The organism is Sorlinia euscelidii (genome assembly GCF_036452135.1).
GTDB classification, from domain to species: Bacteria; Pseudomonadota; Alphaproteobacteria; order Acetobacterales; family Acetobacteraceae; genus Sorlinia; species Sorlinia euscelidii.
Genome location: NZ_JAWJZZ010000003.1, coordinates 162789 through 175585, shown reverse-complemented (window position 1 = coordinate 175585; position 12797 = coordinate 162789). Strand labels below are relative to the sequence as shown.

The following is a 12797-nucleotide window of genomic DNA, read 5'->3' as shown; positions in this document are numbered from 1 at the left end:
TGCCAGAAATTGGCTCAGGCGACGGCGTCTTTCAAGCCTTTGCCCGCTTTGAAACGGACGGACGTCGAAGCGGGAATCTGAATTTCCTCACCGGTGCGGGGGTTGCGACCTTTTGTCGCCTTACGTGTCGCCGTCGCGAATGAACCAAACCCGACGAGGCGCACTTCCTGGTTGTCGACCAGGGCTTTCTGGATCACTTCGAAAACGGCATCAATAACTTCACCCGTCTTTGCTTTCGGCAAATCAGCATGACTCGCGACAGCCGCAATAAGCTCCTGCTTGTTGAGGGGTTTTTTCATTTTATGCCTTTCCAAATTGGGCCTTTTACCACATGACCCAAGCCGCAATCTTTCGGCCTCGGTCGGGTGCAGTATGGAGAGGTTTTTTTTAACGTCAACACCTTCCGAAACCAGAAAGATTATAAAAACAGATAATTTTGACGCTTGACGACGCCAGCGAAACCCAAACAACACAGGGCTTCCCCGATGTCACATATGGCGGACATCGGGGCGCCGGGCGTTAATGCGGCAGTCCGGCCCCTTCACCCCGATTTTCACGCCCTGTTAATTTCTCATCCGGCTCGTTTGACCAGATGATCGGCGTTACCGGCTGCGTCAGGGCCGCGTTAACCACCTCACTGACATGTGAGACAGGGACAATGCACAGGGCCGATTTCACATTTTCCGGGATATCAACCAGGTCTTTCTCATTATCCTTCGGGATGAACACTTTTCTGATCCCGGCCCGGACAGCCGCCAGAAGCTTTTCCTTAAGGCCGCCAATTTCCAGCACGCGGCCGCGCAGCGTGATTTCACCCGTCATGGCGACATCGTGACGGATCGGGATACCGGTCAGGGTGCTGATGATGGAGATGGCCATGGCCACACCGGCAGAAGGTCCGTCTTTCGGCGTGGCGCCCTCCGGCACATGCACATGAATGTCACGCGACTCATAGACTTTGCGTGAAATGCCCAGTTCAGGACTGCGAGACCGCACGTAGGAGAAAGCCGCCGAAACGCTCTCCTGCATGACTTCCCCCAATTTCCCAGTCGCCTTCACCTGCCCCTTACCGTCCAGCAACACGCTTTCAATCGTCAAAATCTCGCCGCCAACTTCCGTCCAGGCCAGGCCGGAAACCATGCCGACAAGGTCCTCCTGCTCGGTTTCACCATGATGGAATCTCTTCACGCCGAGGAACCCGGCGAGATTCTCGACTGTGACATCAATTTTTTTTGTGTCCGGGGAGGTCACGATGGCTTTGACGACCTTGCGCGCGATCTTGGCAATTTCTCGCTCAAGATTACGGACGCCGGACTCACGTGTGTAGCTCTGGATGATCTCGCGCAACGCGTCATCACTTAGTGACCATTCCGAAGATTTGAGATTATTGGCCTTGGCCTGTTTCTCAACAAGGTGACGCCGGGCGATCTCGACTTTCTCATCTTCCGTGTAGCCGGAGATACGGATAATCTCCATCCGGTCCAGCAAAGGCTGGGGCATATTCAGGCTATTCGCCGTCGTCACGAACATGACATCTGAGAGGTCGTAATCGACTTCAAGGTAATGATCGTTAAAAGTGCCGTTCTGTTCAGGGTCGAGAACTTCCAACAACGCCGAAGAAGGGTCGCCGCGCCAGTCCGAGCCTAGTTTATCAATCTCATCGAGCAGGAAGAGCGGGTTCGATGTCTTGGCTTTTTTCATACCCTGGACGATTTTCCCGGGCATGGAGCCGATATAGGTGCGGCGATGTCCGCGGATTTCCGACTCATCATGCACCCCACCGAGCGACATGCGGACGTAATTTCTTCCGATCGATTTCGCGATGGAACGCGCCAGCGACGTTTTACCGACACCGGGCGGGCCCACGAAACATAAAATCGGCCCCTTAAGCTTCTGCGCGCGCGACTGGACCGCCAGATATTCGAGGATCCGCTCCTTGACCTTCTCAAGTCCGTAATGGTCCGTATCGAGTATCTGTTGGGCAGCGCCGAGATCTTTGGAGATCTTGCTCCGCTTCTTCCAGGGAAGGGAGAGGAGCCATTCGAGATAATTCCGCACGACGGTCGACTCGGCGGACATCGGGCTCATGCCCCTCAGCTTGCGCAATTCCCCTGTCGCTTTCTCACGCGCTTCTTTCGACAGACGGGTGGATTTGATTTTCTCCTCAATCTCCGCTGTCTCGTCACGACCCTCTTCACCTTCTCCGAGTTCTTTCTGGATCGCCTTCAACTGCTCGTTGAGGTAATATTCCCGCTGCGTCTTCTCCATCTGTCGTTTAACGCGGTTACGAATGCGTTTTTCGACCTGCAGGACGCCGATCTCCTGCTCCATATGCGTGAAGACCTGCTCCAGCCGCTGGGAGACCGATATTGTTTCAAGTAATTTCTGCTTATCGGGGATTTTGAGCGTCAAATGACTGGCAATCGTGTCCGCCAGTTTGGAAGGCTGCTCAATCTGCCCGATTGAGATCATCACCTCCGGCGCGATCTTCTTATTGAGTTTAACATATTGCTCGAACTGAGAAATGGCCGTCCGGCCAAGCGCATCAAGCTCCTCATCCTCACTGAGGTCGTCATCAACCTCGTCGATGACCGCCTCGAAATGTCCGTCCCTATCCTGTAACGATTTGATGCGCGCGCGGCGCACACCTTCTACGAGGACTTTGACGGTGCCGTCAGGGAGTTTCAGCAATTGCAGAATCGTTGAAACCGTACCGAAACCATAAATATCGTCGGATGAAGGATCGTCCTGCGAGGCGTCTTTCTGGGCAACGAGAAGGATCTGCTTGTTCTGGCTGGTCACTGCCTCCAGCGCACGCACTGACTTCTCACGCCCGACGAAGAGCGGCACAATCATATGCGGGAAAACCACAATGTCGCGAAGCGGTAGAACCGCGACATAATCGGCTGCCGGACTCTCGACGGCTTTACGCGCGTCCGGCACGGCTTTCTCACCACTATCTTTCATATTTTCCGTCACAAAATTGATCTCCTGATGGACGATCGCACCTTGTCTGCCCGTGATATCGGCACAGATTCCGGGCCGTTTCCCCCCTGCTTTCGGGCAGGTCACTTATCGCACCATAAATGTGCACAATCCGCGCCTTTTTCAAGGCAGTGCCGACGCGCGGCATCGCCTCAGGCTGATTGCTCCTTCGCCTCGGCGGACCCACCTTTGCCGTAAACATAAACAGGCTTGGCCTTGCCGTCAGCGACGTCCTTATTCACAACCACTTCCTCGACACTCTCAAGGCCGGGAAGCTCAAACATCGTGTCGAGAAGAATATTCTCTACGATCGAACGCAGGCCACGCGCGCCCGTTTTACGGTCCATCGCCCGCCGCGCAATTTGGCCCAGCGCATCCTCGGTGAAGGTCAGTGAGACACCCTCCATCTGGAAGAGGCGCTGATATTGCTTGACCAAAGCATTTTTCGGTGTTGACAGGATGGAGACGAGTGCGTCGCGGTCAAGGTCTTCCAACGTGGCGATAACAGGGATACGCCCGATAAATTCGGGTATGAGGCCGAATTTAAGCAGATCTTCCGGTTCAACACTTTGCAGGACGGCGCCCAGACGACGCTCATCATCGCCGCGCACTTCCGCGCCGAACCCCATGGCGGAGCCCTTCCCACGTGCAGCGATGATTTTATCCAGACCTGCAAAGGCGCCGCCGCAGATAAACAGCATGTTGGTGGTGTCGACCTGAAGGAATTCCTGCTGCGGATGTTTGCGCCCACCTTGTGGCGGCACGGACGCGACCGTACCTTCCATCAATTTCAGCAACGCTTGCTGAACGCCCTCGCCACTGACATCCCGCGTAATCGACGGATTATCCGATTTGCGGGAAATTTTGTCGATCTCATCGATATAGACGATACCGCGTTGGGCGCGCTCAACATTATAGTCAGACGCCTGAAGAAGCTTGAGGATGATATTTTCAACATCCTCGCCAACATAACCGGCTTCGGTCAGTGTCGTGGCATCCGCCATGGTGAATGGCACGTCGAGGATGCGCGCGAGAGTCTGCGCCAGAAGCGTCTTGCCCGAGCCTGTCGGCCCGATCAACATGATGTTCGATTTCGAGATTTCGACATCATTATTCTTCTGCGCGTGCGCCAGGCGCTTATAATGATTATGCACCGCGACGGAGAGCGCCTTTTTGGCGTGGACCTGCCCGATCACGTAGTCATCCAGCACCTTGCAGATCTCTCGGGGGGTGGGCACCCCATCCCGCGATTTCACGAGGTGGGATTTATGTTCCTCCCGGATGATATCCATGCAGAGTTCGACGCATTCGTCACAGATGAACACGGTTGGCCCGGCAATCAGCTTACGCACCTCATGCTGAGATTTGCCGCAGAACGAACAATACAATGTATTTTTCGAATCGCCGGACTTGATGTTCATAGGCACTCCTTTTTCCCCAGACGTCTTTTGCACATCGACATTTCTGAAGAAACACAAACTAAATTGCCGCGTTGACGCACCACGCAATTGTGCGTCATGCAGCTTCAACCTCCAGAAACCGCGCGAAGCGCCGATAAGGAAATAACATTATGGCGGTTTACCCGTCATGCAATCAATAGAGAATTATTTTACCGGCTCTTTCGTCCGATGCGCGACGACCTCATCGATGATCCCGAATTCCATGGCCTGCTCCGCAGACAGGTATTTATCGCGATCAAGCGCGCCCTCAATTTCCTTGAGTGTCTGACCGGTATGTGTTCGATAAATTTCGTTCAATCGGCTACGGATGACGAGGATTTCTTTCGCCTGGATCTCGATATCCGCGGCTACACCCTGCGCCCCGCCGGAAGGTTGATGCACCATGACGCGCGCATTAGGCAGGCCGAAGCGTCGCCCCTTCTCGCCCGCTGCCAGCAAAAGGGAGCCCATGGAAGCCGCCTGACCAATGCAGACTGTGCTGACGGGGCACCGGATGTAACGCATCGTGTCATATATCGCCAGCCCCGCGGACACGACGCCACCCGGGCTATTGATGTAAAACGAGATCTCCTTGGAAGGATTAACGCTTTCCAGATAAAGCAATTGTGCGGAGATGAGGGAGGCCACCTGATCATAAACCGGCCCGGTCAGGAAAATAATGCGCTCCTGTAAAAGGCGGGAGTAGATATCGAATGCGCGCTCACCGCGAGAGGTCTGCTCCACGACCATCGGGACCAGCGCATTATTGAATATCTCGAACGGATTGCGATCCTCGATGGACATAGTCACCCCTCGCTAAAAACAACTGAAACCGCATGATAACGGATTGTTGTGAAATGTCACTGACTCAGAAAAATGAAACAGGGCCGGACCCGTTCTGGTAGCCCGACCCCGTTTACAAAATTTTTCGTGATGATCTTATTAAAGGCTGGCGCCCGGCATGTCAGCCAGCTCTTCCGGCGTCACTTCCTTATCGGTCACCTGTGCCAGCTCAATGAGATAATCGACGACCTTATTCTCCAGAATCGGCCCGCGCAAACCTTCAACGGCCTGCGGGTTTTTCCCGAAAAATTCGAAAACAGCCTGTTCCTGCCCAGGGTAGCGCATAGCCTCCTGCTGGACGGCACCCATCAACTCTTCACGTGAGACGGAAATCTCCTTCTCACGACCGATCTCCGCCAGAAGAAGTCCGAGTTTCACGCGGCGCTCGGCGATTTTGCGGTAATCTGATCTGAGATCATCCTCCGACTTGCTGGCATCCTCCTCATCGAGTGAACCATTTTGCCGGTCCTGCTCGATACGCTGCCAGATCTGCCCGAATTCAGCTTCGATCATCGATTCCGGCGCCTCGAAATCTGTTCTCTCGGCGAGTTTATCGAGCAATTCCCGTTTGATGCGCAGTCGCGTCAGTTGGGAATATTCATTTTCAGCCTGGCTGGAAATCAGCTCCCGCAACTTCTCCAACGACTCAAAACCCATTTTCTTGGCGAGCTCATCATCAATCGCGGGGTCGACAGGCTTTTTGAGGCTGTTGGCTTTAATCTCAAACTGTGCCTCCTTCCCGGCAAGCTCTTTCGCTTGATAATCAGCCGGGAAGGTCACATTGATGGTTTTTTCCTCACCGGCGGACATGCCTTCAATCTGCTCAGCGAAGCCGGGGATAAAGCCAGCGCCACCGATTTCGACATTGACGTCATTGGCCGTGCCGCCATCGAAGGGGGTGCCATCAATCTTCCCGACGAAATTGACGTTCAGCACGTCACCTTCCTTGGCGGGGCGGGCTTCCTCAATATTCTCAAAGCTGCGATTCCGCTTGGCAAGCTCTTCCAACGCCTTGTCAATGCCGTCCTGCGCCGGTTTCGCTGTCATGCGCGTCAAAGTGATATCCGACGTTTCCGGAATGGTGATCGCGGGCAGAACTTCAAGGTTCAGCGTGAATTCGAGGTCACTTGCATCGTCAAGCTGGCCGACATCCACTTTGGGCTGGGATGCAGGGCGCAGATCATGAGTCTTCATCAGCTCCGACACGCATTCATTGATCGTCTTATCGAGGACTTCCCCCTCAACCGACTGACCGAAACGCTGTTTGACGACCGATGCCGGCACTTTGCCGGGGCGAAAGCCGGGGATATTGACCGTGCGCGCAAGCTCCTGCAACCGGGCGGCGCGGCGTTCCTGCAGGTCGGATGCGGGCACCGTGACTTTGAATTCACGCTTGAGACCTTCGGATTGCGTTTGCGTAACCTGCATCTTCCAGGCGATCCTCTCGACGAAGCTGCTATCGACGATCGTGCCAGGCATGGACCTCTTTGCGTCGACAGCACAAATTAAGTTGGTACGGGCGGAGGGACTTGAACCCCCACGACTTACGCCACCAGATCCTAAGTCTGGCGTGTCTACCAATTCCACCACGCCCGCATAAAGTCAGGCCTTGAGATCGCTCTAAGGCTTTGCCGCGCGGCTTACAGCAATTAGGGGTTTTTCACAAGCGGCGTTCTACGCTTTCCCGCGCGGCGCCAAGATGTTGGGCGAATTCCTCTGCCGGAGGCCATGGACCGGCGCGACGTCCGGCCTCCCCATGTATCCAGACAGCGGCGCAGGCCGCCTCACACGGCGCCATGCCGCTGGCAAGAAGGGTCGCGATGACGCCGCTCAACGTGTCGCCCGCGCCTGCCGTCGCCAATTTCGGGGAAGCATGGACGTTGATGGCAACGCGCCCATCCGGCGCGGCGATAAGCGTTGACGCGCCTTTCAGAATGACGACCGCGCCGGTTTTCACGGCCGCTTGACCTGCCGCCTTGATCAGATCACGGGGCTTTCCGCCGAAAAGCCGGGCAAATTCACCCATATGCGGTGTGATAACGGTCGCACCCCTTAACATCTCCGGCGCGGACCCGGCCCAGGCGAGCGCGCCTGCATCTGCAACAATCTGACGCCCCGCACCCACCAGAAGATTGAAACTCGCGCCGACCTCATCCTTCGTCAGGCCGGGACCGCAGATCCAGCACTTCCGACGCGCGTCATCCAGTAACGTTTCAAGAGGGTCAGCATCGACGATGACATCGGCCGGCGCAACAATATGATAGAGGGGCGCTGAAAGACCGGCCGCGATGCGGACAAGGCCCGCCCCACTGCGACGCGCCCCGTCCACCGCCAGCCGCGTGGCGCCGGGCATAACGGCGCCACCGATAATGCTGACAATGCCACGGTCATATTTATGACCTGTCATTGACATGGCCGGTATCTTCCAGAGCTCAGGGGTATTCTGAAAAACCTGTCCGGCATGGGATGCAACAAGTGCGTCGTCCATGCCGATATCGCAGCAGACAATGTCGCCCATCATAAATCGTGCAGGGGCGAGAAGATGCGCCGGTTTCAGCCGCACAAAGGTCACGGTCAAATCATATTCAGGTGCGTCATCAGGCATATCACCCGTCGCACCGTCCACACCTGACGGCACATCTATGGCGACACGCCGTCGCGCTGCGCGCAGCACCGATATCAGGGCGGCATCCGGCGGACGATTCAGCCCCGCGCCGAAAACAGCATCAATGACAAGATCCGCGCGCGCTGCCTCCTCGGCGATAAAGGGCACTGCGACAATCCCCGCCCGCGCAAGCCATTCCGGCGATGACTGCGATGTGTCAGGGTAAAATGCCATTTTAACGTCCCATCCCGCCCGCACCAGGTTCTTCGCTGTTTCCTGGCCATCGCGCCCATTATTGCCCGGCCCGCAAAGGATGAGGACCCGGGACGGCGCGTAGCGTGACCTGACTTCCCGCGCCACGCACCAACCGGCGCGTGCGATCAGCGTTTCCATGCCGATGATCCGGGCCGCCGTCGCATCCAGCGCGGCAAACTCCGCCGGGGTCAGCACGGCATGATGAAAGAACTGATGCGGCAGTGACACGATCGATACCCTCATCCTGAAAGTCGCACCGCCAGCTCACCCCAAATCCGAGACTGAAAATCAAGGCACTGCGGCGGCGTACGCGTTATGGGCAAGATTCATGGCGTGGCGCGCCTGCTTTGCCCCCTTGCAGCTTCGCCAAATCGTGATAACCGTGCAAGCCGAAAACCTGACTTGGAGATGAGATGATCAACGCAGTTTTGTGGGATGTTGTTTTAACCCTTCACATTATCGGCATCATCACGTGGGTCGGCGGTGGCGGGTTTATCGTTACCGTCACGCGGGCCAGTGTCCGCGCGCTGGACGCCGTGCAACGCCACAACGTCATCCTCGCCGCGCTGACGCGCTATTTCCGGATTTCATGGCCTGTCATGCTTATAACATTGGTGACGGGCTGGCTTCTCGTCACGCGCATCGGCCGTTTCTCCGCCCTGCCCTGGCCGATCAATGCGATGCAGGGCGCGGCGTTGCTGATGGCTATTCTGTTCATTTCATGTTATTTCGGACCTTTCCGAACCGCGCGGCGCGCGATCCGCTCAAAGCCGGAAACATTGCGGGCGATTTACTACCGACTCATCCTGATGAGTGCGCTGGGCGTTGTTGCCATTGTCGCAGGTGTCATAAATAGCGGGATTTGAACAAAAATTATTTCTTACCGCCGCTCTGGACATGTTATCATTGAACCTTAAGTCAATTATCCGATATAGGGACGCGAATAAGTCCCGGTCGTTGCGCGCTTCCGCAACTCAGCGTTGCGCCTCACCCCGGTATTGAACCGTGTCATCAGAAGGCAGTTTTTTTGTCAAACAGCTCTGTAACTACCAAGACCAAATCATCCGCGCGCGCTCCGCGCAAAGCGACCCCATCACGGTCTCGATCTGTCAAGGGTGAGAGCCAAATGACGCCCGAAAGTGACGCTGCCCCACCAGAGGACAGTGCACCGGCCAAACCCGCACGCAAGCGAGCCACCCGTGCAAAAGCCGCGTCAAAGCCGGTATCCTTGGACATCGTCACGGAAGCGACGGCTGAAAAAGACGTTGTGACACCGAAGAAGCGCCGCGCGCCCGTCAAATCCCGCGCCACTTCCACGGAGGCGGACGCTTTGGCATCCGCCTCAACCGATAAACCGAAACGTCGCACCCGTCGAAAGCAGGAGGCCGCAGCCCTTGTCGCGCCCGAGGATTCTGAAACGGCCGCGGAAGCCCCTGCCACGTCACCAGCCACCACGCCGGAGCCGGCTGCAAAAAGCCGCAAAGCGCCTTCAACACGTCGCACGCGGGGTAAAAAGGCGCTCCTCCCGGATGAAACGACATCCCCGGAAGGTCAGTCAGCCTCATCTATCGATGCGCCAGCCGAAGCGCCGAAATCGGAGGAAGAGGACCTCCCCCCCTTCGATGCGCTCGGCTTATCCGCCCCCCTTTTGAAGGCAATCGAGGAAATCGGGTACGAACGCCCAACGCCGATCCAGGCGCGCGCCATCCCGTTTGTCATCCGTCATCGAGATGTGCTCGGCGTGGCGCAGACGGGTACGGGGAAGACCGCCTCCTTCACTCTGCCGATGCTGGAAATCCTCACAGGCTCCCGCGCGCGGGCGCGGATGCCGCGTTCCCTTATTCTGGAACCGACACGGGAACTTGCCCTTCAGGTTTCGGAAAATCTCAATCTGTATGGCAAGCATCTGAACCTCAATCACGCGCTTTTGATCGGCGGCGAGAGCATGATGGATCAGCGCGCGGCCCTTAATCAGGGTGTCGACATCCTGATCGCAACGCCCGGCCGTCTTCTGGATCTTTACGATCGCGGCGGGTTGCTGCTCAATCAGGCGGGCATTCTCGTGATCGATGAGGCGGATCGCATGTTGGATATGGGCTTTATCCCCGATGTCCAGCGCATCACGTCGCTCTTACCGGCCCATCGTCAGACGCTCTTCTTCTCCGCCACCATGGCGCCCGAAATTCGAAATCTCGCGGACCAGTTCCTCCGTAACCCGGAGGAAATTACGGTGTCTCGCGCGGCATCTGTGGCGACGACCATTGAGGAAGCGCTGATTATCGTGGAAGAACGCGAGAAGCGCCGCACTCTGCGCACGCTCCTCCAGCGGGAAAACGTGCAGAATGCGATCGTCTTCTGCAATCGCAAACGTGATGTCGATATCCTGCAGAAATCGCTGCATAAACACCATTTCTCCGTCGGTCACCTGCATGGCGACCTGCATCAGGCGACGCGCTTCAAAACGTTGGAGCAATTCAAAAACGGCGATATTAAAATCCTTGTCTGTTCCGATGTCGCCGCGCGCGGCATTGATATTGGCGGTTTATCCCATGTTTTTAATTTCGACCTGCCATTCAATGCTGAAGATTACGTGCATCGCATCGGGCGCACAGGTCGCGCGGGTAAAACCGGTCATGCTTTCAGTCTCGCAACCCCGACGCAGAAGCCGCTTCTGGACGCGATAGAAGAGCTGACCCATAAAAAATTGCCACGCCCCGAAATTGACGGGATCGAAATGGTGGATTGGCGCGATGAGGCGGATCCCCGCGCCAACCGTCAGCGAAATCATCGTCAGAAAGAGCGGAGGCCCGCCGAGACGAAACGCGATGAGGTTCCGCATCAGGCTCAGCGGGAGCGCCATCGCGAGGGTAAACGCCCGACGTCCCGTCAGGACCGTGAAAACATCCAGGCGGTGACGGATCATGACGGGCCAGGTTTTGGAAGCGCGGTGCCAAACTTCATGAATGCGCCGCGACGGAACCGTATTTCGGATACAGGCGCGGTCGGTTCCCCCGAATAATGTCGGTGACGCATCGCGTCGCGATCACCTCATTAGGGCGAGAGGGGGACGGCGTTGCCCAAATTGGTGCGCGCTCCTATTACTTTCCTCATCTTGTCCCCGGAGATGTTCTCGACCTTCAGACGGATGAAGCAGGCCATTGCCTGGGACATCATCTGGTCTCCCCCGCACCGCACGCTATGACCCCGCCCTGCACCATTTTCACGCAATGTGGTGGATGCGCGACGCAGCGTCTTCCTTTCCCGGATCAGCTGAACTGGAAGCGCGCCCGCGTGCAAGCGGCTTTGGAACGTGCGGGTTTTGACGTGCCCGTACCGACCCTGATGCACCAGTCTGCACCCCGATCCCGCCGCCGTGTTGATCTCGCCGTGGTCAAAAGTGAGGAAGGTGTGGTGATCGGCCTCCATCAGCGCAAAAGCGCGCCGATCGATATGACATCCTGCCAACTTCTCGACCCCCGGATTTTCGCGTTGGTAGCACCCCTGCGTGAATTGATGCGTCGCCTCGGCGCAATCTCGCGTGAGGCGGATCTCCATATTAATCTCTTCGACTCCGGTGCAGATATCGTCATTGGCGCGAATGCCGCGCCCTCCCTCTCGGATCGCGGCAAAATCGCAGCGTTCGCAGCCGCGCACCGCATTCCGCGCATCTGTTGGCGACAGGGGAAATCCTTTAGCAGTGCGCCGGAGGTCATCGCGCAACTGCGCCCCGTCACGCATCATTTTTCAGGCACGACCTTGTCCCCGCCGCCCGGATCTTTCATGCAGCCGACCGCCTCCGGTGAGGCTGCCATCATCGCCGCCGTCTGTGACGCGCTTCCGAAACTTAATAAACGCGACCGTATCACTGAGCTTTATAGCGGCATGGGTACACTGACCCTGCCCCTCAGCGCACATGGTTTTGTCGAGGCGTATGAGGGGGCGGCGTCGTCCGTCGCGGCACTGGATGCTGCCCGGACGGGAAGGCGTCTCTCATGCTCCGTCAGGGATCTGGCCCGCCAGCCTCTGCAACAGAAAGAACTCGAGAAGTCTCGCCTCGTCGTCGTGGACCCGCCGCGCATAGGTGCTGGCACGCAGGCGGCGCGCGTTGCCGCTTCGGGCGTGAAAGACGTCATTTATGTCAGCTGCAATCCGCAAGCCCTGGTGAATGATCTCGCACCGTTCGTGCGGCAGGGCTATGGGTTACTGAGCTGGTCCGTTATCGACCAGTTTCTCTGGTCTGCGGAGGTTGAAGCGGTCGTGGCGTTGACTTTGGACCGTAAAAGGCTGGCGAAACGACTCGCTTAAGTGAAAAAGCTTTCGCCGCAGCCGCAACGCCCTTTTTCATTCGGGTTGGAGAAGGTGAAACCGGACTGCATCATTCCGGCCTCGAAATCCATCACCGTCCCGATGAGGAAAAGCGTGGCCTTGCGATCGACGAACAGACGGACATCATCCTTCACCACCGATTCATCACCTGGGTTCGGCGCGTCAACAAAGTCCATTTCGTAAGACTTACCGGAACAGCCACGGTTGGAGACAGAGATGCGCAGCGTCTTCCCCTTCTGCGCCCCTGCATAAAGCGTCCGCAAACGAGATACGGCATTTTCCGTCATTTCCATCAATGGCGGCAGGGAGGGACGTTGGGGGGTGGCGGGGTGGTTATCCTGCAT

10 protein-coding genes and 1 tRNA gene are annotated in these 12797 nt (G+C 57.0%); 3 read left to right on the top strand and 8 right to left on the bottom strand.

The genetic code is table 11. The features are described from left to right. Positions 1-14: 14 nt before the first annotated feature. The 7 genes from CGLAMM_RS06470 to CGLAMM_RS06440 all read right to left on the bottom strand — a co-directional run bounded on the left by CGLAMM_RS06470 (position 15) and on the right by CGLAMM_RS06440 (position 8355). On the bottom strand, positions 15-299 hold the full coding sequence (locus CGLAMM_RS06470; RefSeq protein WP_319807330.1) for an HU family DNA-binding protein: 285 nt from the start codon (positions 297-299) through the stop codon (positions 15-17). A gap of 220 nt (positions 300-519) precedes the next feature. Then, a complete protein-coding gene (gene lon / locus CGLAMM_RS06465; protein WP_394820422.1) occupies positions 520-2967 on the bottom strand; it encodes an endopeptidase La in 2448 nt (815 codons plus the stop codon). Between the two features lie 170 nt (positions 2968-3137). Continuing rightward, positions 3138-4406 (bottom strand): ATP-dependent Clp protease ATP-binding subunit ClpX, encoded by a 1269-nt coding sequence (clpX, locus tag CGLAMM_RS06460; RefSeq protein WP_418115496.1) that lies wholly within the window; start codon positions 4404-4406, stop codon positions 3138-3140. Between the two features lie 183 nt (positions 4407-4589). Then, a complete protein-coding gene (locus CGLAMM_RS06455; protein ID WP_394820326.1) occupies positions 4590-5228 on the bottom strand; it encodes an ATP-dependent Clp protease proteolytic subunit in 639 nt (212 codons plus the stop codon). Positions 5229-5366: 138 nt separating this feature from the next. After that, on the bottom strand, positions 5367-6695 hold the full coding sequence (gene tig, locus CGLAMM_RS06450) for a trigger factor (protein WP_394820421.1): 1329 nt from the start codon (positions 6693-6695) through the stop codon (positions 5367-5369). 83 nt (positions 6696-6778) lie between these two features. After that, positions 6779-6863, bottom strand: a tRNA-Leu gene (locus tag CGLAMM_RS06445). 64 nt (positions 6864-6927) lie between these two features. After that, positions 6928-8355, bottom strand: coding sequence for an NAD(P)H-hydrate dehydratase (locus CGLAMM_RS06440; RefSeq protein WP_394820325.1), 1428 nt, complete (start codon positions 8353-8355; stop codon positions 6928-6930). Positions 8356-8540: 185 nt separating this feature from the next. Between CGLAMM_RS06440 and CGLAMM_RS06435 the strand changes: the two genes are divergently transcribed. The 3 genes from CGLAMM_RS06435 to CGLAMM_RS06425 all read left to right on the top strand — a co-directional run bounded on the left by CGLAMM_RS06435 (position 8541) and on the right by CGLAMM_RS06425 (position 12432). Continuing rightward, positions 8541-8993 carry a hypothetical protein gene (locus CGLAMM_RS06435; protein WP_394820324.1) on the top strand — a complete coding sequence of 151 codons (453 nt, stop codon included), beginning with the start codon at positions 8541-8543 and terminating at the stop codon, positions 8991-8993. A 260-nt stretch (positions 8994-9253) separates the two neighbouring features. Then, positions 9254-11146 (top strand): DEAD/DEAH box helicase, encoded by a 1893-nt coding sequence (locus CGLAMM_RS06430; protein ID WP_394820323.1) that lies wholly within the window; start codon positions 9254-9256, stop codon positions 11144-11146. Then, the gene (locus CGLAMM_RS06425; protein WP_394820322.1) at positions 11146-12432 is read left to right on the top strand and encodes a class I SAM-dependent RNA methyltransferase; all 1287 of its coding nucleotides are present in this window, start codon (positions 11146-11148) and stop codon (positions 12430-12432) included. The genes CGLAMM_RS06430 and CGLAMM_RS06425 overlap by 1 nt, the downstream gene beginning before the upstream one ends. Here the strand turns inward: CGLAMM_RS06425 and CGLAMM_RS06420 are convergent. Further along, positions 12429-12797, bottom strand: coding sequence for a HesB/IscA family protein (locus tag CGLAMM_RS06420; RefSeq protein WP_394820321.1), 369 nt, complete (start codon positions 12795-12797; stop codon positions 12429-12431). The two genes, CGLAMM_RS06425 and CGLAMM_RS06420, sit on opposite strands and share 4 nt — an antisense overlap.